This window comes from Jatrophihabitans lederbergiae (assembly GCF_031845305.1).
Classification (GTDB): domain Bacteria; phylum Actinomycetota; class Actinomycetes; order Mycobacteriales; family Jatrophihabitantaceae; genus Jatrophihabitans_A; species Jatrophihabitans_A lederbergiae.
This window is the reverse complement of sequence record NZ_JAVREH010000010.1, coordinates 19,937-44,920: the sequence shown is the minus strand read 5'-3', so window position 1 is coordinate 44,920 and position 24,984 is coordinate 19,937. Positions and strand designations below refer to the sequence as shown.

General features: G+C 69.7%; 24 protein-coding genes. 18 read left to right on the top strand and 6 right to left on the bottom strand.

Features of this window, described 5'->3' with window-relative positions; translation table 11 throughout:
* Window positions 1–44: 44 nt before the first annotated feature.
* The 7 genes from RM423_RS10205 (at window position 45) to RM423_RS10175 (ending at window position 8,275) form a co-directional block, all read left to right on the top strand.
* Entirely contained in the window at window positions 45–1,163 is a 1,119-nt protein-coding gene (locus tag RM423_RS10205) for a glycosyltransferase family 4 protein (protein ID WP_311422921.1), read from the top strand.
* On the top strand, window positions 1,157–2,410 hold the full coding sequence (locus tag RM423_RS10200; RefSeq protein WP_311422920.1) for an MFS transporter: 1,254 nt from the start codon (window positions 1,157–1,159) through the stop codon (window positions 2,408–2,410). Before RM423_RS10205 ends, RM423_RS10200 begins: the two co-directional genes overlap by 7 nt.
* A gap of 4 nt (window positions 2,411–2,414) precedes the next feature.
* Window positions 2,415–2,753, top strand: coding sequence for an antibiotic biosynthesis monooxygenase family protein (locus RM423_RS10195; protein ID WP_311422919.1), 339 nt, complete (start codon window positions 2,415–2,417; stop codon window positions 2,751–2,753).
* Window positions 2,750–3,484, top strand: a complete 735-nt coding sequence (locus RM423_RS10190) for a class I SAM-dependent methyltransferase (protein WP_311422918.1) — start codon at window positions 2,750–2,752, stop codon at window positions 3,482–3,484. The genes RM423_RS10195 and RM423_RS10190 overlap by 4 nt, the downstream gene beginning before the upstream one ends.
* Window positions 3,484–4,236: a formylglycine-generating enzyme family protein gene (locus tag RM423_RS10185; protein WP_311422917.1), complete on the top strand. Its 753-nt coding sequence runs from the start codon at window positions 3,484–3,486 to the stop codon at window positions 4,234–4,236. Before RM423_RS10190 ends, RM423_RS10185 begins: the two co-directional genes overlap by 1 nt.
* 77 nt (window positions 4,237–4,313) lie before the next feature.
* Window positions 4,314–7,184, top strand: a complete 2,871-nt coding sequence (locus RM423_RS10180; RefSeq protein ID WP_311422916.1) for an FAD-binding and (Fe-S)-binding domain-containing protein — start codon at window positions 4,314–4,316, stop codon at window positions 7,182–7,184.
* Window positions 7,181–8,275 carry an aminotransferase class I/II-fold pyridoxal phosphate-dependent enzyme gene (locus RM423_RS10175; protein ID WP_311422915.1) on the top strand — a complete coding sequence of 365 codons (1,095 nt, stop codon included), beginning with the start codon at window positions 7,181–7,183 and terminating at the stop codon, window positions 8,273–8,275. Before RM423_RS10180 ends, RM423_RS10175 begins: the two co-directional genes overlap by 4 nt.
* 25 nt (window positions 8,276–8,300) lie before the next feature.
* Here the strand turns inward: RM423_RS10175 and amaB are convergent, their stop codons facing one another.
* The gene (gene amaB / locus RM423_RS10170; RefSeq protein WP_311422914.1) at window positions 8,301–9,830 is read right to left on the bottom strand and encodes an L-piperidine-6-carboxylate dehydrogenase; all 1,530 of its coding nucleotides are present in this window, start codon (window positions 9,828–9,830) and stop codon (window positions 8,301–8,303) included.
* 1 nt (window position 9,831) lies between these two features.
* Window positions 9,832–10,926 (bottom strand): saccharopine dehydrogenase family protein, encoded by a 1,095-nt coding sequence (locus RM423_RS10165; protein ID WP_311422913.1) that lies wholly within the window; start codon window positions 10,924–10,926, stop codon window positions 9,832–9,834.
* A 141-nt stretch (window positions 10,927–11,067) separates the two neighbouring features.
* Between RM423_RS10165 and RM423_RS10160 the strand changes: the two genes are divergently transcribed.
* Window positions 11,068–11,997: a LysR family transcriptional regulator gene (locus RM423_RS10160; protein WP_311422912.1), complete on the top strand. Its 930-nt coding sequence runs from the start codon at window positions 11,068–11,070 to the stop codon at window positions 11,995–11,997.
* A 52-nt stretch (window positions 11,998–12,049) separates the two neighbouring features.
* Here the strand turns inward: RM423_RS10160 and RM423_RS10155 are convergent, their stop codons facing one another.
* Together RM423_RS10155 and RM423_RS10150 are read right to left on the bottom strand one after the other, a co-directional pair.
* Window positions 12,050–12,688, bottom strand: coding sequence for an O-methyltransferase (locus tag RM423_RS10155; RefSeq protein WP_311422911.1), 639 nt, complete (start codon window positions 12,686–12,688; stop codon window positions 12,050–12,052).
* Window positions 12,689–12,699: 11 nt separating this feature from the next.
* Window positions 12,700–14,073, bottom strand: coding sequence for a pyridoxal phosphate-dependent decarboxylase family protein (locus RM423_RS10150; RefSeq protein ID WP_311422910.1), 1,374 nt, complete (start codon window positions 14,071–14,073; stop codon window positions 12,700–12,702).
* A 185-nt stretch (window positions 14,074–14,258) separates the two neighbouring features.
* Between RM423_RS10150 and sigE the strand changes: the two genes are divergently transcribed.
* The 4 genes from sigE to RM423_RS10130 all read left to right on the top strand — a co-directional run bounded on the left by sigE (window position 14,259) and on the right by RM423_RS10130 (window position 17,904).
* Window positions 14,259–14,912, top strand: coding sequence for an RNA polymerase sigma factor SigE (gene sigE, locus RM423_RS10145; RefSeq protein WP_311422909.1), 654 nt, complete (start codon window positions 14,259–14,261; stop codon window positions 14,910–14,912).
* Window positions 14,913–15,093: 181 nt separating this feature from the next.
* Window positions 15,094–15,696, top strand: a complete 603-nt coding sequence (locus RM423_RS10140) for a hypothetical protein (protein ID WP_311422908.1) — start codon at window positions 15,094–15,096, stop codon at window positions 15,694–15,696.
* A 138-nt stretch (window positions 15,697–15,834) separates the two neighbouring features.
* Window positions 15,835–17,415, top strand: a complete 1,581-nt coding sequence (locus RM423_RS10135) for a S1C family serine protease (protein WP_311422907.1) — start codon at window positions 15,835–15,837, stop codon at window positions 17,413–17,415.
* A gap of 21 nt (window positions 17,416–17,436) precedes the next feature.
* Complete coding sequence (locus tag RM423_RS10130) at window positions 17,437–17,904, top strand: sec-independent translocase (RefSeq protein ID WP_311422906.1); 468 nt, start codon at window positions 17,437–17,439, stop codon at window positions 17,902–17,904.
* 102 nt (window positions 17,905–18,006) lie between these two features.
* Here RM423_RS10130 and RM423_RS10125 read toward each other — a convergent pair whose 3' ends face one another.
* Entirely contained in the window at window positions 18,007–19,158 is a 1,152-nt protein-coding gene (locus tag RM423_RS10125) for an Mrp/NBP35 family ATP-binding protein (RefSeq protein ID WP_396327672.1), read from the bottom strand.
* 51 nt (window positions 19,159–19,209) lie between these two features.
* Here RM423_RS10125 and RM423_RS10120 point away from each other — a divergent pair, with 51 nt between their 5' ends.
* From RM423_RS10120 to RM423_RS10095, 6 genes are all read left to right on the top strand, one after another.
* Window positions 19,210–19,749, top strand: a complete 540-nt coding sequence (locus RM423_RS10120) for a MarR family winged helix-turn-helix transcriptional regulator (RefSeq protein WP_311422904.1) — start codon at window positions 19,210–19,212, stop codon at window positions 19,747–19,749.
* Between the two features lie 105 nt (window positions 19,750–19,854).
* Entirely contained in the window at window positions 19,855–21,321 is a 1,467-nt protein-coding gene (gene gndA, locus RM423_RS10115; RefSeq protein WP_311422903.1) for an NADP-dependent phosphogluconate dehydrogenase, read from the top strand.
* A complete protein-coding gene (locus RM423_RS10110) occupies window positions 21,321–22,445 on the top strand; it encodes a permease (protein WP_311422902.1) in 1,125 nt (374 codons plus the stop codon). Before gndA ends, RM423_RS10110 begins: the two co-directional genes overlap by 1 nt.
* Before the next feature lie 84 nt (window positions 22,446–22,529).
* Complete coding sequence (locus RM423_RS10105) at window positions 22,530–23,117, top strand: MFS transporter (RefSeq protein WP_311422901.1); 588 nt, start codon at window positions 22,530–22,532, stop codon at window positions 23,115–23,117.
* Window positions 23,118–23,254: 137 nt separating this feature from the next.
* The gene (locus RM423_RS10100; RefSeq protein WP_311422900.1) at window positions 23,255–23,704 is read left to right on the top strand and encodes a helix-turn-helix transcriptional regulator; all 450 of its coding nucleotides are present in this window, start codon (window positions 23,255–23,257) and stop codon (window positions 23,702–23,704) included.
* 5 nt (window positions 23,705–23,709) lie between these two features.
* Window positions 23,710–24,120 (top strand): VOC family protein, encoded by a 411-nt coding sequence (locus RM423_RS10095; protein WP_311422899.1) that lies wholly within the window; start codon window positions 23,710–23,712, stop codon window positions 24,118–24,120.
* A 261-nt stretch (window positions 24,121–24,381) separates the two neighbouring features.
* On the opposite strand, the gene RM423_RS10090 is transcribed toward RM423_RS10095, so the two are convergent.
* Window positions 24,382–24,873, bottom strand: a complete 492-nt coding sequence (locus RM423_RS10090; RefSeq protein ID WP_311422898.1) for a DUF1003 domain-containing protein — start codon at window positions 24,871–24,873, stop codon at window positions 24,382–24,384.
* Window positions 24,874–24,984: the final 111 nt, after the last annotated feature.

Genomic DNA, 24,984 nt, shown 5'->3' with positions numbered 1-24,984 from the left:
ACCCGCGCGCGGGGCGCCGGAGCGGTATCAGGTGGAGGCACTGAATGGCCGGGCTTCGGGTAGCGGAGATCCATTGGACCAGCCCGCCGGTCATCGGCGGCGTCGAGACGCACGTCGAGTGCCTGTCGGAGCAGCTTCGGGACTCCGGCACGCAGGTGGATATGTTCAGCGGAACGGCGGACTCCACGGCTGCTGTGTATCGCCAGGTGCTTGATATCGAGGCGGGGCAACCGACTACCGAGCACCTCACTGCCCTGGTGAGCGAGCTGTCCGGATACGACGTCGTCCACTGGCACAACCCGCAGTGGCACAAACCGGCTGTCACGATCGAGGTCTTGCAGCGCATCCAAGACGCGCCCGGTTCGGTGACGATGATGATCTGCGATATTCACAACCTTGCCGATGACGACACGCAGTGGCGCGTACTTGGGGACGACAGGTGGACCCACACCCTCGTCCACTCGGACTTCGTACGTTCCCACGTCGTCCAGCGGGTACCGGCGCGTCAGCCAGCGGTAGCTCCGCTCGCGCTGACCCGGACGCCAGACGCGAGCCCGCTCACCGCCTGGAAGGGAACCCTAGTACTGCAGCCGACCCGGCTCAGCCGATGGAAGGGATCGCACCTCAGCCTGCGAGCAGCCGGCGAACTTCTCGACGAAGGCCTGGATTTCACGTTCGTGCACGCCGGAGCGGTGAATCGGGTATGGGCGACGGACCTGGATGAAGTGCTGGAAGGCTGTGATCGCTGGATCAAGGCGGATCGCATCCGGATGATTTCCTACGGGTGGCGGCAGAGCTGGAGCGCCATCGCTCAAGCCGATCTCGTGTTGCACCCGTCGGCGGACCGCGGTATCCGGGGAGAGCCCTTCTCGCTGTCCGCCGCGCAGGCCGTGATCACCGGGCGCCCGCTCGTGGCATCCACGTCGGGCAATCTGCCTGAACTGTTGACGAGTTACCGGCCGAAGCGACTGGTTTCCCCGGGTGACTACGGTGAACTCAAGACAGCGGTTCGTGAGATGCTGACAGCCGGTTATGGGGTCGCCGCTGCGACCGACACTGCACTGGGCCGTGCGCTCGCCACGTCGTTCGCCAGCGCGGGACAGTGGCACCGGGCGGTGTTTGCCGAACTCGCGTCGGCATCGTCCCGGTCAGCCAGATGCTAGATCGGCCGAGGGGGCTGTCCGCCGACACCGGATCGGGGGCGCCCCGAACCACCCTGGGGCGAAGTTACTGGGTGTACGCCGGCCTCATCATGCTGTCCTTCGCCGGAAGCATCGCGCATGTGATTGCCATGACGTGGCTGTTGTTGCGAGGCGCGCACGGGCCGAGCTACGTCGCTTCGGCCTTTCTGCTGAGCGCCATACCGTCCATCATCCTGTTTCGCATCGTACGGCGACCGGTCGCTGACAACAGACTGCCTACGCGGCTGAGCGCGCTGGACGTTGCGCAGGCCACTCTCGCCGGGGCAGTGCCCTTGCTGGCCTGGGCCGGCGTCGAGATACCCCGGTCCGGCCTGCTGGTGCAAGAATTCCTCCTCTCCTGCTGCGGCGCCTTCGTCTTTCCGCTGTCCCGCGCACTGCTGGTGCGCACCGCTCCACCCGGCGGTGAGATGACGGCCAACAGCGCGTCGGCCGCGGTGTTCCAGATCGGGAACTCGCTGGGGGCGCTGGGTGGTGGAGTGCTCGTATCGGTGCTGGGGCCGTACCCAGCCATGGGGATCAATGCTCTGACGTTTCTGGTGTCGGCCGGCGGCGTGGGCTTCATCGTGCGGCCGGTACCCCGCGACGGCGTGGCGCACCGCAACGGCAGCGCAGCAGGATTGCACGACGAGGCCACCTCGATGTCAAGCGCCCGGGTGGTCGGCCTGCTGATCGTGGGGACGGTGGCGCTGTTGTCGGTGCAGCGGCTGTTCCTCGGTTCGCTCGGCCCCCTGGTCGCCACCCAGCTGGGTGGGTCGGCCCTGATGCAAGGCGGATTGCAACTCACCTTCACGGTCGGCGGGATTGCCGGCGGCCTGATCATCGGTCGCCATGCCGTGGCTCTAGGGACGCGGTCGTCGGTGCGAGTGATTCTGTTGCTCTGTGCGGCGGCTTTCCTTGCAGTAGCCACGCTTTCCTCGCTGCCCGCGATCTCGGTGGCCTGTTTCCTGCTCGGCCTCGCCGTCAGTTTCTGGTCGGTATTCCAATCGAAGCTGCAAGTGTGGCAGTCAGCGGACCAGCAGGCGGGAACTCTTGCGCGGATCGGCTTGTGGCAATCCCTCGTGGCTCTGGGCATCTTCGCGGTTCAGGCTCTGCTGAGCGTCCGGATGGCGGTGCACCTGATCACCGGTGGGCTGGGACTGTGCTTGGCCTTCGCGGGTCTGCTGGCGACGGGTGCCCTCGGCCGGCGATCAACTACTCAAGGAGTGTGATGTAATGTTCGCCGTCATCTACCGCTGGCGGATCGACCCAGACCGGGAAGCTGATTTTCTTGCCGGCTGGGAGCTGGTGAGCGGCGCGGTGCGGGATCGGTTCGGGAGCCTGGGCTCTCGGCTCCATCTTGCCGACGACGGGCTCTACGTTGCGTACGGGCGGTGGTTCCACCGCGACGATCGCCTGCCATATCGAGCGCACCTGGACTTCCACGACGAGGGATGGCGGCTGATGCAGTCGGCCATCATCGAAGAGCTGCCCGAAATACCCATGACGGTGGTCGAAGACATGCTGTCTGAACCGCCCAGTTCGCTACCACCTCGAAAGGGCCGCACCTCATGACGCTCAAGCCGACAGACTTCTACGACGATCCGGCCGTGCTCTCGCTCTACCTGGCGGGTCGTGGGCTGCCCGATGACGGCAATTCCACGATCGAGGAGCCGCAGATCCGGGTGATGACCGGGAGCGTTGCAGGTAAGCGCGTCCTGGACCTCGGGTGCGGCGACGGACGGTTTGCCGGCTACTCGGCAGTGGCGGGGGCGGCGAGCTTTCACGGGGTCGACGGCAGCGAAGCCATGCTCACCCGGGCACGCTCGGCCGTTGATTGGCCCGCTGCGACCTGGGAGTGCCGCAATCTCGAGCAGTGGACGGCAGAACCGGTGGCCTATGACCTGGTGATCAGCCGCATGACGCTCCATTACGTCACCGCCCTCCGCCGGTTGTTCGCTGAGGTACGCCGGTCACTGAACGAGGGTGGTGCCTTGGTTTTCTCGGTCGAGCACCCGATGGTGACAAGCAATGACAACGGCGATTTCCGCGATCAGGTCCCGGGCCGTTGGATCGTCGAGAATTACTTCAGCCAGGGAGCCAGACAGCGCCATTGGCTCGGCACCGACGTCTGGAAACAGCATCGGACCATCGCCGATTACATCACGGCGCTGCATGCCGAGGGGCTCCAGCTCGAGTCGCTGTCCGAGGGGGAGCCCGACCCCGGCCGGTTCACCGACCCGGCAATCTATCGCTCCCGTAAGTCCATTCCGATGTACCTGCTGATGAAGTCCGTGGCTGTCTGATGAAGGGCCACGGAACACTGCAGCATCGCGAGCTGCTGGACAAGACGATCCGGTGGTGCGATGTACCGGCACAGCGGATGGTGCTGGGTACGCCGGAGGAGACAATCGACGAGATCGTCGCGCGGCATCAGGACCTTGAGATACCGGGGCCTTGGTTCGTGAAGGAGTGCCCGGCGCATGAGGTGCAGGTCGAGGCTTTCGCCATTGCCGAGAACCTGGTCACGAACCGGCTGATGGGGGTGGCCGCCGCGGAGCTTGGCCTCGACTGGTCCGCCGATCGCGGTCCCGACCATCCGGCGGCGGTGAGCCACAACGAGGCTGTGGCGTTCTGCGAGTGGACGGCCGGTCAGCTCGGCATTTCCATCCGCCTTTCCGCCGAAGCAGAATGGGAACTGGCGGCCAGGGGCACCGATGGTCGCGTCTTTCCGTGGGGTGATCGGTTCTCGAGTTCCATGGCTAACACTCGCGAGTCCGGTACCGGAGGGACGGTGCCGGTCGGCAGCTTTCCGGCCGGCCGGAGCCCGTTCGGGCTGCTGGACGCCAGCGGCAACCTCGACGAATGGACATCGACTGTCTATTCGCCCTATCCAGGTGCGCCGGCTGAGGTACCCGAGGTCGAAGACTGGGCGCTGAGCCCGATGGTGACCCGAGGAGGCGGCTTCAATCACACCCGTGACGCCGCCCGCTGCACCCGCCGCCACGGCCTGTACGAGCCTGGGCCGGTGGGCTTCCGGGTGGTCCGTTCCAGATAGCCCGCCGCCGTTCCCAAGTGGTGGCCGGATCGCCGCCCCCTGACGGGCAGCCGGGGCCAGCGCGGGACAATGGGCCGGTGAACCCCGAGACGCTGGCTGACCAACTGCGCCGGGCGGGTATCGCCGACGTCGACGCCTCGACCCGCCGCCGGGCCGAGTACTCCACGGACGCCTCCAACTACCGGGTCGTGCCCGAGGTGGTGGTGTTTCCCCGGCACGCCGACGAGGTGGCCTCCGCCCTACAGGTCGCCCGGGACATCGGCTCGCCGTTCACCGCGCGCGGAGCGGGCACGTCCTGCGCCGGCAACGCCGTCGGCAGCGGCATCGTGCTGGACTTCTCGCGGCACCTGAACCGGCTGATCGAGCTCGACCCGGACGCGCGCACGGCCACCGTCCAGCCGGGCGTCATCCTCTCCGATCTGCAGCGCGCCGCCGCGCCGCACGGCCTGCGCTTCGGCCCCGACCCCTCGACCCAGGCCCGGTGCACCCTCGGCGGCATGATCGGCAACAACGCCTGCGGGGCGCACGCGCTGGCCTACGGCCGCACCGCCGACAACGTCGCGGCCCTGTCGCTGCTGCTGGCCGACGGGCGCACCGTGCAAGCCGGCCGGCTCGGCGACCTCGCCGATCCGGTCGGCGCCGAACTGTCGTCGCTGGTAGCGGGCAACCTGGGCGTGATCCGCACCGAGTTCGGCCGGTTCCCGCGGCAGGTCTCGGGTTACTCCATGGAGCAGTTGCTGCCCGAGAACGGCGGCAACCTCGCACGCTTCCTGGCCGGCACCGAGGGCACCCTGGCCGTGCTGACCGAAGCGACCGTCAACCTGGTCGAGGCGGCTCCGTTCACCGCGCTGGCGGTGCTGGCCTACCCCGACATGGCGGTGGCCGCCGACGCGGTGCCGACGGTGCTGCCGCTGCGCCCGCTGGCCCTGGAAGGCATGGACGCCCGGCTGGTCGACGTGCTGCGCACCCGGCGCGGACCGGCCGCGGTGCCCCCGCTGCCCGCGGGCGGCGGCTGGCTGTTCGTCGAGACCGGCGGAGCGAGCCTCGACGGGGCGATCGCAGCGGCCCGCCAGGTGGTTGCCGCCGCCGACCCGCAGGCTTCGGCCGTGGTGACCGGTGAGGACGCCCGCAGGCTGTGGCGCATCCGCGAGGACGGCGCCGGCCTCGGTGGGCGTACCTCCGCGGGCGCTCCGGCCTGGCCGGGCTGGGAGGACGCGGCGGTGCCACCGGAGCGCCTGGGCGACTACCTGCGGGACTTCTTCAAGCTGCTGGACCAGCACGGGGTTGACGGCTTGGCGTACGGGCATTTCGGTGACGGCTGCGTGCACGCCCGGCTGGACTTTCCGCTTGCGCAGCGACCGGCCGCGTTCCGGTCTTTCCTGCTGGACGCGGCCGTTCTGGTGGCCTCGCACGGTGGCTCGATGTCGGGTGAGCACGGCGACGGCCGGGCCCGCGGCGAGCTGCTGCCGGCCATGTACTCACCCGAGGCGATCGGGCTCTTCGGTGCCGTGAAGGCCATCTTCGATCCGGCCAACCTATTGAACCCGGGCGTCATCGTGGACCCGGCGCCCGTGGACGCTGACCTGCGGCTGCCGCTGGCTCGGCCGGTGAAGGGCGCGCGCGGCTTCAGCTACCCCTCCGACGGCGGCTCGTTCAGCACCGCGGTGCACCGCTGCGTCGGGGTGGGCAAGTGCCGGGCCGACACCACTGCCACCGGCGGCGTGATGTGCCCGTCCTACCTGGCCACCAAGGACGAGACCCACTCCACCCGGGGACGTGCCCGGGTGCTGCAGGAGCTGGCCAATGGCAGCCTGGTCAAGGGTGGCTGGAAGTCGCCTGAGCTGATGGAAGCCCTGGACCTCTGCCTGTCGTGCAAGGGCTGCAGCTCCGACTGCCCGGCGGGCGTCGACATGGCCACCTACAAGGCCGAGGTGCTGCACCAGCGCTACCGCCGTCGGCGCCGGCCGGCCTCGCACTACTCCCTCGGCTGGCTGCCGCGCTGGGCCAAGCTCGCCACCAGGACGCCGCGGCTGGCCAACGCCGCGCTCAAGCCCAAGCCGCTCGCGGCGCTGGTCAAGCGGATCGGCGGCATCGACCAGCGCCGGCCACTGCCGGACTTCGCGAGGCAGTCGTTCCGGCAGTGGTTCGCCGAGCATCCCGTCGCCTCCGGGAAACCGGTGATGCTCTGGGTCGACACCTTCACCAACGGCTTCTCGCCCGAGGTCGGCAAGGCCGCCGTCCAGGTTCTGGAAGCCGCCGGCTACTCGGTGCGGGTTCCGGCCGGTGAGGTGTGCTGCGGGCTGACCTGGATCTCGACCGGGCAGCTCGACGGCGCGCGCAGGCAGCTAGCCAGGAGCCTCACCGCGCTGCAGCCCGCGATAGACGAGGCGATGCCGGTGGTGGGACTCGAACCGTCCTGCACGGCGGTGTTCCGCTCGGACGCCGTCGAGTTGCTGCCCGACGACCCGCGTGCCGAGCAGGTCAAGGCCCAGATGCGGACGCTGGCGGAGCTGCTCACCGAACGCGGCTGGACGCCGCCGGCGCTCACCGGCGTGCGTGCCGTGGCGCAGCCGCACTGCCACCAGCACGCGGTACTGGGCTTCGATGCCGACGCGGCCCTGCTCCGGGGCGCCGGCGCGGAGCTCAGCACCGTCGGCGGCTGCTGCGGCCTGGCCGGCAACTTCGGCGTCGAGAAGGGCCACTACGAGGTCTCGGTGGCGGTGGCCGAGCAGTCGCTGCTGCCTGCCGTCCGCGTCGCCGGTGCCGACACGGTGGTGCTGGCGGACGGGTTCTCGTGCCGGACCCAGCTCGACCAGCTGTCCGACCGAACCGGCATCCACCTCGCCGAACTGCTGGCGTCAAGGCTGCCAGAACAGGCCACCAGCCCACTCCAGCCTGCAAGCCAGCCCGAGCCCGTCAACCCGACCCAGCCAGGAGGAGCGTCATGAGCGCCGGTTTCGTCCCCCCGCCCTACCCGTACGAGCGGCTCGGCGAGATCAAGGCGATCGCCGACAAGCTGGACGGCGGCGCGGTGGACCTGTCCATCGGCACGCCGTGTGATCCGCCGCCGCCGGCCGTCATCGCGGCCCTGGCCGATGCCAGCAAGGCTCAGGGCTACCCGCCGTCCATCGGCACGCCGGCCCTGCGGCAGGCCGCGGCCCGCTGGATCTTCCGCCGGCTCGGCGCGGAGGTCGACGCGGACACCGAACTTGCCGCGTGCGTCGGCACCAAGGAGTTCGTGGCGTCCACGCCGCAGTACCTGAAGCTGCGTACCCCCGACCGGGACACGGTGCTGTACCCCGCGATCAGCTACCCGACGTATGAGATGGGCGCGACGCTGGCGGGGCTGCGGGCGGTGCCCTACCGCGAGCTGGCGGACATCAGCGCCGAGGACGCCGGCCGGGCGCTGTGCGTGTGGGTCAACTCGCCGAGCAACCCGACCGGTGAGCTGCTCGACCTCGCCGCCGCCGCGGCGTGGGGGCGCCAGCATGACGTGCCGGTGCTGTCGGACGAGTGCTACGCCGAGTTCAGCTACGCGACCGGACCGACGACCATCCTGCGCACCGGGACCCAAGGCGTGCTGGCGCTGCACTCGCTGTCCAAGCGGGACAACTTCGCCGGTGCCCGGATCGGCTTCTACGCCGGGGACGCCGAGCTGGTGCACTACCTGCGCGAGGTCCGCAAGCACGCCGGTCTGATGCCGCCCGGGCCGGTGCAGCAGGCCGCCGTCGTGGCCTTGGACGACGACGTGCACGTCGACGCGCAGCGGGACCGGTACTGGCGCCGGATGCAGCGCCTGCGCGACGTCCTCGCCGCTGTCGGCCTGGCCTGCGAGCTGCCGGCCGGGGCGTTCTACCTCTGGCTGGTAGCTCCGGACGGCGACGCCTGGGGCTGTGCCCGGATGCTCGCCGAGCGCGCCGGCATCGTCGGCTCACCGGGGGAGTTCTACGGCACGGTGTCGGCAGGCAACCTGCGGCTGGCAGCTGTCGCGCCCGATGAGCGCATCGAGCTGGCAGCACGCAGGGTCGGCCTTAGCTGAGCCATTCCCTTAGAACAGAGGTGCCTCAGACGAACTCGACGCCCTGGGCCAGCGGCAGCTCGGTGGAGTAGTTCACCGTGTTGGTGCTGCGCCGCAGGTAGGCCTTCCACGAGTCCGATCCGGATTCGCGGCCGCCGCCGGTCTCTTTCTCGCCACCGAAGGCTCCACCGATCTCAGCACCGGACGGGCCGATGTTGACGTTGGCGATGCCGCAGTCCGAGCCGGCGGGGGACAGGAACTCCTCGGCCTCGCGGATGCTCTGGGTGAATACCGAGGACGACAGCCCCTGGGTCACGCCGTTCTGCAACGCGATGGCCTCATCGAAGGTGTCGTAGGTCAGGACGTACAGAATCGGCGCGAATGTCTCGGCCTTGACGATGTCGCTCTGCGCCGGCATCCGGACGATGGCCGGCTGGACGTAGAAGGCGTCGCTGGCCTCGTCGGCCAGCACCCGCTCACCGCCGACGATCAGCTCGCCGCCCTCGCCCTGAGCGGTCGCCAGCGCCTTTGTGAAACCCTCGTACGCCGTGCCGTCGATGAGCGGGCCGACCAGGGTGCCTTCCTGCAGCGGTGAGCCGATGGGCAGCGAGGCGTAGGCCTTCTTCAGCCGGGCCACCAGCTCGTCGGCGATGGAGGAGTGCACGATCAGCCGCCGCAGGCTGGTGCAGCGCTGGCCTGCCGTCCCGGCGGCGGAGAACACGATGCCGCGCACGGTGAGATCGAGCTCGGCGCTCGGCGCCACGATCGCGGCGTTGTTGCCGCCCAGTTCGAGCAGCAGCCGACCCAGCCGGCCGGCGACGATGGGAGCCACCGTCTTGCCCATCCGGACGGATCCGGTGGCCGAGACGAGGGCGACCCGGGGATCGCTGACCAGGGCCTGGCCGACCTCGGCCCTCCCGAGTGCGAGCTGGGAGACGGCCTCGGGTGCACCGACGCGCCGCGCGGCCTCGGCCATCAGAGCCTGGCACGCGAGGGCGGTCAGCAGGGTCTTCTCCGACGGCTTCCAGATCACCGGATCGCCGCACACGACCGCGAGCGCGGTGTTCCAGGACCACACCGCCACCGGGAAGTTGAAGGCCGAGATGAGCCCCACGACGCCGAGCGGGTGCCACTGCTCCATCATCCGGTGGCCGGGCCGTTCGGTGGCGATGGTCTGGCCGTACAGCTGGCGGGACAGGCCGATGCCCAGGTCACAGATGTCGATCATCTCCTGCACCTCGCCGAGGCCCTCGGAGATGATCTTGCCGGCCTCTATGCTCACCAGCGCACCGAGATCGGTCTTGTGCTCGCGGAGCAGGTTGCCCAGCTCGCGGACCAGTTGGCCGCGCACCGGGGCCGGTACCAGCCGCCACTGCTCGAAGGCGGCGGACGCCCGCTCGACGAGCTCGCCGACCTGGGCAGGTGTGTGGGCAGTGATCCAGCCCAGCTCGCCGCCGGTGATCGGGGACCGCGAGATCAGCTCGCCCCCATCGGTGAACGGGTCCCGCACGCCGAGGCGGTCAAGGATGGCGAGCGTGCGCGTACGCAGCTCGTCGTGGTTCAGCACAGCTGTCATGTCAGACCTTTCCCAGGTTGCCGAAGAGGGCACCGCTCTTGGTGGACAGCAGGTCGGCGAAGCCGATGTCTTCTTGCTTGATGAATCCGGTCTGGGGCAGGCGCTCGTCGGCGACCAGCTCGACCACCGCGGCAGCGGCGGCGGCGGTCGTCCACGAGATCGCTCGCCAGGTACGGCCGTTGATGTCCAGTGGCTGGTACGCGCGCACGTACTGCTTGCGGTACGGCAGGCCGCCGGCGGCCTCGTCGGTCCGGCCCTCGACCGCGGCGTGCAGGTAGACCACGTCGTCATCCACCGGCGGCTTGGCGTCGACCAGCAGCTCGCCCGCCAGCTCGCGCCGGTTGCGCAAACCCAGCTCGTCGAAGAAGAACCGCATCAGCTCGAAGTGCCCGGGATAGCGCATGGTCTTGTAGTCCAGCCGCTGCACCCGGCCGTCGTAGGTCTCGCACATGGTGCCGAGGCCACCGGAGGTCAACGACGCTTCGAGTTCGATGCCCCCGATGACGACCCGCTCCTGCTCGGTCATCGCGGGCACCATCTGCCGGCGGCCGCCGCGCAGCACCTCGCAGTCGTTGAGGTACTCGTTCACCACGCCTTCGGCCGACCAGTTGAAGGCGTAGCCGAGCAGGCCGGCCGGATGCCGGGGCAGCGCTCCGACCTTCAGTTCGATGGAGCGGATCTCGTCGAACTGTGCGGTGAGGGACGAGCCGATGATGCCGATCAGCCCTGGCGCCAGGCCGCATTGCGGCGCGTAGACGTTCTTGGGGTTTTGCGCGGCGAGTTCCAGCACCCGGTTCGTGGTAGGCACGTCCTCGGTCAGGTCGAAGTAGTGGACGCCGCAGTCGTGCGCGGCCTCGGCCACACCGAGGTTGAGGTTGTACGGCAGGCAGGACACCACCGCGTCGGCCCCGGCCAGGGCCTCACGCAGCGCACCCGAGTTGCGCACGTCGAGCGCCTTGCTCGCGAAGGAAAGGCCGCTACGCTCGCGGGCGTCGTAGGCGGTGACGGCGAAGCCGGCATCGGCCAGCAGGGTGGCGACCAGTTCGCCGACCTTGCCCAGGCCGACGACCCGAACATCGTTGATGTAGCGTGCCATTCAGTGCTTCCTTCCGGTCGAGCTGAAGCCGGCTGTCACGGGCGTCGGCAGCTGTGCTTACGTTAGTCTGCCAGTCAGCATTAGAGAACCTGACGGCCCGGCGGCATAGCGGGATAGCACGATAGGGGATGGCGAACAGCAGTGGACGCGGGACTGGACGTCAGCCGGCTGCGGCTGCTGCGCGAGGTGGCGTTGCGCGGCTCCATCGCCGCGGCGGCCCGCGAGCTGGGGCTCACCCCGTCGGCGGTATCGCAGCAGGTGGCGATTCTCGAGCGGGAGGCCGGGACGACGCTGCTGGACCGGTCGCCGCGCGGCGTGCTGCTGACCGGGGCCGGTCGGGCTCTGGTGCGCAGGGCCGGCGCGATCCTGGAACTGCTGGAACAGGCCCGGGCCGACCTCGACCGGCTCAGCGGCGAGCTGGCCGGCCGGGTCCGCATCGGCACGGTCGCGTCGGCTGCGGTGGCGCTGGTGAGCGAGGCCGCGTCCCGGCTCGCTGCCGAGCACACCGAGCTCGAACTGCTGGTCACCGTCGCCGAGCCTGCCCGAAGCATCGATGCCCTGCTCAACGGGGATCTCGACCTGGCCGTGGTGGACCTGTACGACGGCGTGCCGGTGCGGGTGCCCGACTACCTCGTCGCCACCGAGCTGTGCACGGAGCCGCTGGTGGTGGTGAGCGCGCCGGGTGCCCTCGATGGACTGGGCGCCTCGGCCCGTTCTGCCGGCTCGGCAGGGATTCGGCTGGCGACGCTCGCCGACCAGCACTGGGTGATGCCGCCGCTGGACGCGGCCTGTGGCCAGGCCGTCCGGTTCGCCTGCCGCGCCGAGGGTTTCGAGCCGACCGTCCGGTGGGAGACCGACGACATGCTGCTGCTCGTCCGGGCGGTTGCCGCCGGTCACGGGATCACGGTGCTTCCCCGGCTGGCGGTCGCGGATCAGGTCGCCGACGTGGTTCTCCAGCCGCTGGCGGAGCCGGTCATGAACCGGCGGTTGCTGGCGCTCACCCGGACGTCGAGCCAGGACCGTCCGATCATCCGGGCCGTCCTGACGGAACTGGGCAAGGCGGCCGGCTGAGCGAGTACCGCTGAGCGGCGTCAGTGCTTGGCGGCATCAGTGCTGAGCGGCGTCAGTGCTTGGCGGCCACCAGCACGCCGTCGCCGACGGGAAGCAGCGCGGACGTCAGCCGGGAGTCCTCACGGACAGCCTTGCCGAGCTCGCGCAGTGCCACCGTGTCGGTGTCCCGGGCGTTCGGGTCGGCGACCCGGTCGTGCCACAGGACGTTGTCGAAGGCCACCACGCCACCGGGACGCAGCAACCGTACGGCCTGCTCGTAGTAGTCGCTGTAGCCGGTCTTGTCGGCGTCGACGAAGACCAGGTCGTACGCGCCGTCGGTGAGCCGGGGCAGCACCTCGCCGGCCGCGCCGTTAATGAGCCGGTACCGGTTGGGGCCGACCCCGGCATCCCGAAACGCCTGCTTGGCCGCGCGCTGATGCTCGGCCTCGGTGTCGACGGTGGTGAGCACGCCGTCCTCGCGCATGCCGCCGAGCAGCCACAGGCCGGACACGCCTGCCCCGGTGCCCACCTCGACGACTGCCTTGGCGCTCACCAGAGTGGCGAGGAGCCGCAGTGTCGCGCCGCCGGCGGGGCTGATCGGGGTACACCCCATTTCGGTGCCCCGGGAGCGGGCGGCGGCCATCACCTCGTCCTCGGCGAGAAAGTTCTCGGCGTAGGCGAGACTGGGCGGAGTGAGGTACGCGTCGGCCATGGTGCAGGACTCTACCGAGCCGCCTGGCGCATCGAATTCAGGATCTGGCGCAAGTCGTCCACGGTGGTGGTCGGGTTCACGATCGCGAACCGGGTGCAGACCTTTCCGTCGTGCTTGGTGGGGGTCACGAACGCGAAGCCGTCGTTGAGGACCTCCGCGCTCCAGGTCACGTAGTCCGAGGCGCTCCAGCCGATCCGCTCGAAGATCAGGACGGACAGATCCGGCTCGGCGAGCAGCCGGACGTGCTCGGCAGCCCCGATAAGATCCCGCCCCGCTCGCGCCACCGTCAGGGTGTGCTCGATGGCGTCGGTGTAGGCCGCCGTCCCGTGCACCGCGAGCGAGAACCAGAACGGCAGGCCGCGAGCGCGCCGGGTGAGCTGCACCGAGAAGTCGCTGGGATTCCACTCACCCTCGACGTTGACCGGGTCGAGGTAGCCGGCCTTCTGGGTGTGCGCGGCGCGCGCCAGCACCGGGTCGCGGTAGATCAGGGCGCAACTGTCGTACGGGGCGAACAGCCACTTGTGCGGATCGACGATGAACGAGTCGGCGTGCTCGATTCCGGCGTAGAGATGCCGCACGGACGGGGCCGCCAGGCCCGCGCCGCCGTACGCGCCGTCGATGTGCAGCCACCAGCCGTGCTCCTGCGCGACGGCGGCCACTCCGGCGATGTCGTCCACCACGCCGAGGTTCGTCGAGCCCGCGGTCGCCACGACGGCGAAGATGCCATCGCGCTCGGACTCCGACAGCTCGGCCAGTCGCTCCCGCAGGGCCGTCCCGGTCAGCCGGCCACGCTCGTCGCCGGGAACCGAGATCACCTCGGCATCCATCACGACCTGGACGGCGTGCTTCACCGACGAGTGCGTCTCGTCGGTGACCAGCACCGCCCACCGCCGCGGCGGCGAACCCACGCGGTTGTGCCGGGCCGTCTCGCGGGCCGCGACCAGGGCCGACAGGTTGCCGATGGTGCCGCCCTGGACGAACACGCCGCCCGCACCCTCACCGAAGCCGACCAGGTCAGAGATCCAGCGCAGCGCCTGGTTCTCGGCGTAGACGGCGCCGGAGCCCTCGAGCCAGGAACCGGCGTACACGTTGGAGGCGCCGACCAGCATGTCGAAGGCCGCCGAGGCCTTGGACGGGGCGCCGGGGATGAAGGCGAGGTAGCGCGGGTGGTCCACGGAGAGGCAGGCCGGGGCGAACACGTGCTCCCACAGTCGCAGCGCCTCATCGTGGCCGATCCCGCTCTCGGTGACGGTCTCGCCCGCGATAGCGCCGAGTTCGTCCGGGGTGAGTGAGTTGTCCAGCGGCGCGTGCATGGACAGCCGGTCCAGGCACAGGTCCGCCAGAGCGCGCGCCGTTGCGGCACTGACGTCGGTGTAGGTATGCACGGAAGGTCAGCCTAGACAGCCTTTCCGGTCCCTCACACCTGTCGCGCGTCTCCCTCACACCTGGCGCGCGTCGCGGGAACGTGAGAGCGTCCTGAGGCGTTCCACCAACACACAGCTGGACCTGCGAGGGTTTCTATGCCACATCAAGAGGATGCGGCACGCTGTAGGAATGGGTGATCTTGTCGATGTCCACGCTGAAGCTCGGTGTGGCTAGTTCGATGGGTGGGCAGGCCGCGTCGGATGCTGAGAAGCGCTCGACCCCCGCGCCCGCGATTCCATCTGATCAGGCCGCGTGGGTTGCGCCGTCCTGGGATGACATTGTGCGTCAGCACGCCGACCGGGTGTACCGGTTGGCCTACCGGCTTTCGGGCAACCGCTCCGATGCCGAAGATCTCACCCAAGAAACCTTCGTACGGGTGTTCCGGTCGCTGGCCGACTACACGCCGGGGACGTTCGAGGGCTGGCTGCACCGCATCACCACCAACCTCTTCCTCGACATGGTCCGGCGCCGACAGAAGATCCGGTTCGATGCTCTAGCCGAGGACGCCTCCGAGCGCCTGGCCTCGGACGAGCCGGGACCGGAGCGGGCGTACGAGCAGAACAACCTCGACCCCGAGATTCAGCGGGCACTCGATGCGCTGCCGGCCGACTTCCGTGCCGCGGTGGTGTTGTGCGACCTCGAGGGCCTGAGCTATGAAGAGATCGCGCTGACCCTGGACATCAAGGTCGGCACCGTGCGGTCCCGGATTCACCGCGGCCGGGTGCTGCTGCGTGAGGCGCTGGCACATCGCGCGCCTGGCACCCGTCCGGTCGAAGCCGAGCCTGAACCTGGAGTGTGAGTCAACAGTGACTGTCCCGCGCGTGTTTGGGCTGCCGCATCTGTCAGAGGACGCCGTGGCGGCTTTCGCCGACGGCGTTTTGACACCCGCGGCCACGGCTCGCGCGCGGCGGCACTGCGCTGAGTGCGGCGAGTGCGCCGAGGCCGTTCGCGGTCAGCGCGAGGCCGCGATGATGTTGCGGATGTCGGCGCCTCCGGCTCTGCCCTCGGGTCTGCTCGACCGGCTGGCCGGCCTGCCGATGTCGGCGAGCCTGCCGCCGCCGCGCAGCGGACTGCCCACCACGCTCGGCTCGGACGGCATTCCGGTCTTCGTGGCCCACGATCCCCGTAACCGGGCGCAGGACGCGCCCCGCTCCGATGGTCACCACGATCGGGTTGCCGCTGCGCCAGATTCGCGGGCCGGTCACCACCGCCGGGGGCTGCTGCCGGTGACCATGCTCGCCTCGGTCGCCGCCGTGGTCGCCGCCGGCACCCTGGGCGGCAATGTCGCCGCCACCGACCCGTCCAAGGACCAGTCCGGCGCGGCGGCAAGCGTCCCGTTCGCCGCCAACGGGGTGGTCAAGGCGGTCACCGGCCGACATGTCGATACCTTGCCGGCAGCGGGCCTGCTCGCCACGTCCCTGGAACAGCCGGCGCGCCTGCGGCAGTCAGGAAGCTTGACGCAGTCGGGAAGCGTGGCGCAGTCGGGAAGTGTGGCTGAGGCGGCAACCTCAGAACGGTCTGCGGCCCTCGGCTCGGTGGCCCTGCCCGTCGGCGTGCACCGGCGTGCCATTCCCGCACCGTGACACCGGCCGCCCCGGATGCGGTGGTGGCTGCGCCGATCGACCCACCGGTGGTCCTGGCAGGCGCGCTGAGGCAGACTTCAAGGTGGTAGTGGGTCAGTTGCCGGTTCCACCTACAAGACGATCAATTCCGGAGGGCATGTGAGCGACGAGGTCGACGCGTCGCCGTTCGCCCGCCCGGGTGGCTTGCAGGGTCCCTTCGGCCCTCGTCCTGACCAGTCCGCGGAACAGCGCGGCGCCGACGATCCGGCTGTGTCCCGGCGCCCGGTGAGCCCGGCCGACCGGGATGCCTACGGCGCTCCCAACGGTGAGCCCGAGTCCTTCGCACCTGCGCCCGGGGACCGGCTGTCGCCCCGGCACGAACCGCTGCGGCAACCGGTACCGGCCGACCTTGCCGAGACCTTCGCCGGCAATGGCTCGGGGCAGGCCTTCGACGCGGCGCCCGGTGACCGGTTGACCGCTACGGAGCCGGGCCCCGGCTCGCCGTGGTGGAAGACGGACGCCGCGACCGACCCGTGGCGCGATCCGCAGTCGCCGTTCTGGATCGCCGGACCGCCGGTGTACGCCGAGGACGAGGTCATCGGCATGGCGGAGCCTCCGGTGGAAGAAGAAGAGTCCGAGAAACCACCCGCGAAGCGCGGTAAGCGCGCCAAGTTCGGGCTGGCCGCGCTGCCGCTGCTGCTGGTGGCGGCCCTGGTCGCCGGGGCGATCGGGGGCGGCGTCGGGTACTGGCTGTCCCAGCGGGCGGACGCCGTCCTGACCGACCCGAACCTCAAGCTCGCCAAGACGGACACGCCCGCGAACCGCCCGCCGGGTTCGGTCGCCGACATCGCCGAGCGGGTCAGTCCGGCGGTGGTGTCGATCGACGTCCGCACCGCCGACGCGGCTGGGTCAGGCTCCGGCGTGATCATCGACAAGACCGGTTACATCCTGACGAACAACCACGTGGTCGCCTTCGGCGGGACGCCGTCGATCCGGGTCGTGTTCGCCGACAAGTCCTCGGCTCCCGCAAAGGTCGTGGGAACCGATCCACGCAATGACCTGGCGGTCATCAAGGTCGCCAAGACCTCGCTCACGGTAGCCACCCTGGGCGACTCGGACACCCTCGCGGTCGGTGACCCGGTCGTGGCGATCGGTGACCCGCTCGGCTTGCGGGGCACGGTCACCGCCGGCATCGTGTCCGCCCTCAAGCGGCCGCTGCGGCTTCCCGGCGAGAACGGCGAGCCGGACGCCGTGATCGATGCCGTGCAGACCGACGCCTCCATCAACCCGGGCAACTCCGGGGGTGCGCTGGTGGACGCGGCAGGCGCCGTGGTCGGCATCAACACCGCCATCGCCTCGCTGGGACAATCCGCCAGCGGAGGTCAGAGCGGCAATATCGGCGTCGGTTTCGCGATTCCGATCAACACCGCGCGGGGCATTGCCGAAGAGCTGATCCATACCGGCAAGGTTCAGCACGCCGACCTCGGTGCCAGCAGCCGCAGCGTCACCGACGGCAGCCGGGACGGCGCGTACCTGGTGCAGATCCAGCCCGGTGGCCCCGCCGACAAGGCCGGCCTGAAAGAGGGCGACGTCGTCACCCTGTTCGGCCAGAGCCTGATCGATTCCGGGGACGCCCTGACGGTGGCCGTGTCCGAGTCGAAGCCGGGAACGACGGTGACGATCCACTATGTCCGAGGTGGGGCTTCGGCTCAGGCCAAAGTCATACTGGGCTCCAGCTGACCCGAGGCTTAGGCTGACGCTGTGTTCAACATCGGTCCACTCGAGTTCGTGGTGCTCGCCGCTCTTGCACTGGTCGTCTTCGGACCGGAGAAGCTGCCCGATCTGACCAAGGACGCCGCCCGGATGATCCGCACGCTGCGGGATCTGGCGCAGGGCGCCCGCACTCAGCTGAACTCAGAGCTGGGCCCGGAGTTCGCCGATTTCGACCTGGCCTCGCTGAATCCCCGGACGGCTATCAAGAACGCGCTGCTGGGCGATGACGACTTCAGCTCGATCAATCCCAAGGATGCCATCTCTCGAGCGCTGCGCGGTGAGGACGACCCGGTCCGCGAGCCATCGGCACCCAGCCAGGGCGGTGTGGGCGGTGGTGCTGGTGGCGGCGGTGCCGCATTCGGGGACCGTACTGGCGGCGGTGCTACGGCGATGCCTGCCCCCGGCACTCCGCTGGCCGAGGGCGAGCGCCCGCCGTTCGACCCCGACGCCACCTGAGCCCTGCCTGCCCCGTCCACTTCGGCGCCCGTCCCCGTCCGCCGCAGGTTGGTATGCCGCTGAGCCGCCATAGCGACCGCTCGCTATACCAACCCGGCAGGTTCAGCGGGACGCGACGGACAGCCCGAGCGGACGGCCGACCAGACTCCGCTGCCGGGCCGCCAGCATGTCCGCAACGCCCGAGAAGGCTCGCGCTGCCGCCGACCCAGGATGGGTCAGCACGATGGGAGTCCCCTCGTCCCCGCCCTCGCGGATCGCGACGTCCATCGGGATCTGGCCGAGCAGGCCCACCTTCGTCCCGGTCGACTCCGCGAGCGAGGTTGCGACCGCCTGGCCGCCGCCGGCTCCGAACAGCTCCATCCGAGTGCCGTCGGGCAGGTCCAGCCAGCTCATGTTCTCGACCACGCCGACGATCTGCTGGTGCGTCTGCAGGGCGATGGAGCCGGCGCGCTCAGCGACCTCGCGGGCGGCGAGCTGCGGCGTGGTGACCACCAGCAGCTCCGCCGAGGGAACCAGCTGGGCGAGTGAGATTGCGATGTCACCGGTGCCGGGAGGCAGGTCCATCAGCAGCACGTCCAGGTCGCCCCAGAAGACGTCAGCGAGGAACTGCTGCAGCGCGCGGTGCAGCATCGGCCCCCGCCACACCACGGCAGTGTTGCCGGGGGTGAACATGCCGATCGAGATGACCTTCACGCCGTGCGCCTGCGGCGGCATGATCATCTTCTCGACCTGGGTGGGCTTGCCGGTCACCCCGAGCATCCGCGGCACCGAGAAGCCGTAGATGTCGGCGTCCAGCACCCCGACCTGCAGCCCGCGCTGAGCGAGGGCCACGGCCAGGTTGACCGTCACCGAGCTCTTGCCGACGCCACCCTTGCCCGAAGCCACCGCGTACACCCGCGTGCGAGACCCGGGCTGGGCGAACGGAATCTCGTTCACCGGGTTGTCGCCGCGCAGCTTCGTCCGCAGCTCGGTGCGTTGCGCGTCGTTCATGACGCCCAGGTCCACAGTCACCGAGGTCACTCCCGGTACCGCCGAGACGGCGGCGGTCACGTCGGTCGTGAGCTTCTCGCGCATCGGGCAGCCGACGACGGTCAGCAGCACTCGGACGGTGGTTGCCCCATCGGGCGAGACGGTGACCCGCTCCACCATGTCGAGCTCGGTGATCGGCTTGTGGATTTCGGGATCGTTGACACCGGCCAGCGCGGCAGAGATCGCCGCCTGCAAGGTGGTCGGGTTCCGCCGGGAATCTTCGATAGTCACGATTCGATCGTACGGCCGTGCTCGTGGTCACTATCATGTGCGGTGATGTCCACCTCCGCCCTGCCTGCCGAAACTGCCGCTGAGCGGGTGCCAGCCGCTGAGCTGTCCGCTCGCGCGCAGGATTGGCGGCTCGCCTCCTGGCGCAGCTTCCTGCGGACACACACGCACCTGCTGCGGATCCTCGAACAGGACCTGCAGGTCAACCGCAAGATCGCCATCGCGAGCTACGACGTGCTGGTGCAACTGGCCGAAGCTCCGGACCACCGGTTGCGGATGTCGGAGCTGGCACAGGCGGTGCTGCTCTCGCGCAGCGGCCTGACCAGGCTGGTCGACCGGTTGCAGAAGGACGGTCTCGTCGAGCGGCACCCGGACCCCAGCGACGCGCGCGGCCTGTACACGGTGCTGACCGCCAAGGGCCGCGACACCTTGCGCGACGCCGCCTCCGTCCACCTCGCGGGCGTATCCAAGCTGGTGCTGGACCGGCTCACCGACGACGAGCTGCGCCAGCTGCACGCGCTGATGGTGAAGCTCGACCCGGTGCAGGACCAGACCGAGAACCCGGACGAGATCTGCGGCCTGGACTGAGCGCGAAGAAGCGGTGATCGAGATTCTCGGCTTAATGTGATTCGGGACGGTGCGTACGGCACTGGACCGAATGCCAACCAGCCGAGAAGCCCGGGAGCCATCCGCATGAGCGAGCCAGTGTCCACCTCCGATGCCGCCGGAACGGCCCAGATCGGTGTCACCGGACTTGCCGTGATGGGGCGCAACCTCGCTCGCAACCTGGCCCGGCACGGTTTCCGGGTCGCGTTGCACAACCGGACGAACGCCCGCACCGAGAGCCTGATGCATGAGCACGGCGACGAGGGCGACTTCGTACCGAGCGAGTCCCTCACCGATTTCGTCGCCTCGCTCGCGAAGCCCCGCGCCATCATCATCATGGTCAAGGCCGGAAGTGCTACCGACGCCGTCATCGAGGAACTCGTGCCGCTGCTGGACGAGGGTGACATCGTCATCGACTGCGGCAACGCACACTTCGCCGACACCCGCCGCCGCGAGCACGACCTAGCCGAGCGTGGTCTGCACTTCGTCGGCGCCGGCGTGTCAGGTGGTGAGGAGGGCGCGTTGAACGGGCCGTCGATCATGCCCGGCGGCTCGGACGAGGCCTATCAAAAGCTCGGGCCGATCTTCGAGTCGATCGCCGCGGACGTGGACGGGACCCCCTGCTGTGTGCATGTCGGCCCGGACGGCGCCGGCCACTTCGTGAAGATGGTGCACAACGGCATCGAGTACGCCGACATGCAGCTCATCGCCGAGGCCTACGACCTGCTGCGCAGCGGTCTGGACGCCACGCCCGCCGAGATCGCCGACATCTTTCGCGACTGGAACTCCGGCGACCTGGAGTCCTTCCTGATCGAGATCACCGCGGACGTGCTCGCGCACATCGACGCCGAGACCGGCAAGCCGTTTCTCGACGTGGTGCGGGATCAGGCGGAGCAGAAGGGAACCGGACGGTGGACGGTGCAGAGCGCGCTGGACCTGGGCGTGCCGATCACCGGTATCGCCGAGGCGACGTTCGCCCTGTCGCTGTCCGGGCATGCCGACCAGCGCAAGGCGGCGGCGAAGACCTTCGGTGACGACGGCAAGGCCGGCACGCTCGGCTCGGACCGGGACCAGTTCATCGAGGACGTCCGCAAGGCGCTGTACGCCTCCAAGGTGGTCGCCTACGCCCAGGGCTTCGACCAGATCCGCGCTGGCAGCGACGAGTACGGCTGGAACATCGACCGGGGCGCGATGGCGACCATCTGGCGGGGCGGCTGCATCATCCGGGCTCGGTTCCTGAACCGGATCGTCGAGGCCTACGACGCCGATCCGGACCTCAGCAGCCTGCTGGTCGCCCCGTACTTCGCCGGGGCGGTGTCCAACGGCGTCAATTCCTGGCGCCGGGTGGTGGTGGCCGCCGCGCAGGCCGGCATCCCGACCCCGGCATTCTCGTCCTCGCTGGCGTACTTCGACGGTTTGCGCCGGACGCGGCTGCCGGCTGCCTTGATCCAGGGGCTGCGTGACAACTTCGGCGCGCACACCTACCAGCGTGTCGACAAGGAAGGTTCTTTCCACACGATGTGGGGCGCGGACAAGTCCGAGGTGCCGGCCTGATGGCCAACCTGCTCGGTGCTCGGACAACGCTGCTGGACGACAGCCCCCGCTCGTCACCCACCCGAGGAGCCGCCGCCGGCGGGATGCTGATCGTCGCGGTGGTCTTCGTCGTGGTGCTGCTCTGGGCGAAGTGGATTCCCTACGCGGCCAGGACCGCGCACGTGAGCGGCACCCACACCTGGTCCGGTTCGAGCATCCTGGCCGTCGGGGGAGTGCACGCCGGGAATGCCCCGAGCTGGCACGCCGCGACGACGTTCACCCGCGCGTACGTCAAGGCGATCTGGAAGGCGCTGGCCGCGGCCGTGCTCATCAGCGCCGCGATCCAGGCGTTGCTGTCACGCGCCTGGCTGCTGCGGATGATGAACCGTCGCGGCCGGGTGCAGTCGGCGGTGATCGGCGGGCTGGTCAGCACGCCGTCGATGATGTGCACCTGCTGTACCGCTCCGGTCGCGTCGACGCTGCGCCGGGACGGAGTCTCGTCCTCGGCTGCGGTGGCGTACTGGCTGGGCAACCCGCTGCTCAACCCCGCCGTGCTGGTGTTCCTGGCGTTCGTGGCGCCGTGGCAGTGGACGGTCACCCGGCTGGGAATGGGCGTCGCCCTGGTGGTCGGCGGCTCCGCGCTGGTGTCCCGGCTCACCGACCGGCCGGCTCCGGCCGCTGCTGTCGAGCAGCTGACGGGCTCTTCACCGCTGGATTCGCCGTCGGGGCCGGCCGACTGGTTTGCCCAGGCACCGGCGCGGTTCGCCCGGGCGCTGCTGCGGCTGACGCTCACGTTGCTGCCCGAGTACCTCGTCGTGGTGATGCTCATCGGCGCGTTCCGGGGCTGGCTGTTCCCGCTCGGCCGGGATCACCTGCACACCGGCGTCCTGGTCGTACTGATCGCGGCCGTCGTGGGAACGCTGCTGGTCATTCCGACGGCCGGCGAGATCCCGATCCTGCAGGGTCTGGCGGTGGCGGGGCTGTCCCTCGGTGGGGTCGGGGCGCTGCTCGTCACGCTGCCGGCCGCCAGCCTGCCCGGCATGGCAATGGTGTGGCGCGCCTTCGGCTGGCGGCTGACGCTCAGCGTGGCCGCGCTGGTCGCTGTGGGCGGCGTGCTGGCGGGGGCACTGTTGTCCGCGCTCTGACATCCCGCCGCCTGCGCGACCGGCACAATGACCTCTCGTGCGATCTAACGCGAGGACGTCCCTGGGCCGCCCCTTCTGGCTGGTGTGGACCGCGTCGACGGTGTGTCCTCGCTCGGCGACGGTATCCGGTTCGTGGCGTTCCCACTGCTTGCGGCGGCGCTGACCCGGGATCCCCGAGCGGTGGCGCTGGTGTCGGCCGCCGGCTTTCTGCCCTGGCCGCTGTTCGGCCTGCTGGGCGGTGCGGTGGTCGACCGGGTGGATCGCAGACGGCTGATGTGGCGCACCGATGTACTCCGCGCGATCGTGGTGGGTTGCTTCGCGCTGCTGGTCGCGAGCAACCGCGCCCCGGTGGCCGGTCTTGCGGCGGTCTCCTTCGTCCTTGGTGTGGCCGAGACCTTCTTCGACAACGCGGCCTCGGCGCTGGTGCCGATGCTGGTGGCCGACCCCGTCATCGAGCGGGCCAACTCCTGGCTGCTGTCGTCCCAGACGGTGATGTCGGTCCTGGTCGGCGGCCCCCGTCGGCGGCGCCCTGTTCGGGTTTGCCACCGTGCTGCCCGTGGCCTTCACCGCCGCGAGCTTCGCTGTCGCCGCCGCGCTGGTGGCGGCCGTGGCTGGCGGCTATTCAGCGAGACGGACCGGCTCCCGGCAGCCCGCGACCTCGCTCTGGGATGACATCGGTGAGTGGCGATACCTCAGGGCCTGAGCAGGTCGAGGACGTAAGCGCCGCAGACGGGCCAGTGCGGGCGCGGAGTGGGGTGGGACGCCAGCGGCGCTAGGCACCTTCGGCGCGACGTGGCACGATCTCGCAGGTGACCAGCAGACTCGCCGCGGCGCAGCACCTGCACGACCTCGCGCGGCTGCGCCGGGTCCGCGACCGGATCGACCGGGAGTACGCGCGGCCGCTGGACGTCGAGGCGCTGGCCCACGGCGCGCACATGTCGGCCGGGCACCTCAGCCGCGAGTTCCGGCGCGCCTACGGCGAGTCGCCGTACGGCTATCTGATGACGCGGCGCATCGAGCGCGCGATGGCGTTGCTGCGTCGTGGCGACCTCAGCGTCACCGAGGTCTGTTTCGCTGTCGGCTGCTCGTCGCTGGGCACCTTCAGCACTCGCTTCACCGAGCTGGTCGGTGTGCCGCCCAGCACCTACCGGCGCCACGCGACGCGCGCGACGGCGGGGATGCCGTCGTGCGTGGCGAAACAGGTGACGAAACCGATCAGGAATCGAGAAGCGCGGGTCACCGAGCCGCAACTAGCGTGACCGCCATGGACATCACCATTCACGCGAGCTTCCTCCCGCAGAACGACCCGGACGCATCCCTGGCCTTCTATCGCGACACCCTCGGCTTCGAGGTCCGCAACGATGTCGGATACGGCGGGATGCGCTGGATCACGGTCGGCCCCGCCGACCAGCCCGGCACGTCCATCGTCCTGAATCCGCCGGCCGCTAACCCCGGCATCACCGACGACGAGCGCCGCACCATCGCCGAGATGATGGCCAAGGGCAGCTACGCCATGCTTCTGCTAGCCACCGAAGACCTCGACGGCACGTTCGAGCGGCTGCAGGCCAGTGGCGCCGAGGTCGTCCAGGAGCCGACCGAGCAGCCGTACGGCGTTCGCGACTGCGCCGTCCGCGATCCCGCGGGCAACCTGATCCGCATCCAGGAGCTGCGCTGAGCCGTCCGGTGATCGCAGCAGCCATGACCTGCACAGACGGCACCGTGAGGCCCACGCACGACGCCGACGGTGACCACGAAGGCGACCCGGCCTAACAGATGGAGACAGGATGAGCATGGCCACCAGGACGGACCTGCGGTCGCCTGTCGTCGAAGCGGTACCCGCCCGGGGTTGCGGGAACGGGCGGTTCGGACGGTGGTCGAGTGCCGCCATGAGGGCTTTACGAACTTAGCCAGGCAACCGGGATTACTCAGCAGTCTTCTAGCTCGCTTCGCGGTCCTCGCGGCCTCGGGGGCTCGGCCCGTCCAGCTTCGACAGCTCCGAGCGCAGGTAGTCACGGGTGACCACATCGCCCAGGGCGATCCGGATGGCGGCGATCTCGCGGGCCAGGTACTCGGCGTCGGCGATGGCGCGCTCGTCCCGGGCGCGGTCGGCCTCGGACTGGATCCGGTCGCGGTCGGCCTGCCGATTCTGGGCCAGCAGGATCAGCGGCGCGGCGTACGCGGCCTGCGTCGAGAACGCCAGGTTGAGCAGGATGAACGGGTACGGGTCGAACTTCCAGACGCCCAGCGCCAGGATGTTGAAGGTGATCCAGCAGATCACCAGCACGGTCTGGATGAACAGGTAGCGAGCGGTACCGAAGAACCGGGCGATGCCTTCGGCGGCGGTGCCGACGGCGTCCGCGCTGAGCTTCGGCGCGCGCAGCCCACGAGGAGTCTTCGGCTGATCAAGCCGACGGCGCGGTTCGGTCATCGGGAGCTCTTCGCGCAAGCGCTCATCGAAGAGTTCGCTCCGCTCCGCGCTCGTTCCTCGCTGCGATGCTCACTCTGTGCTGTATTCGCTCCGCTCCGCGCTCGTTCCTCG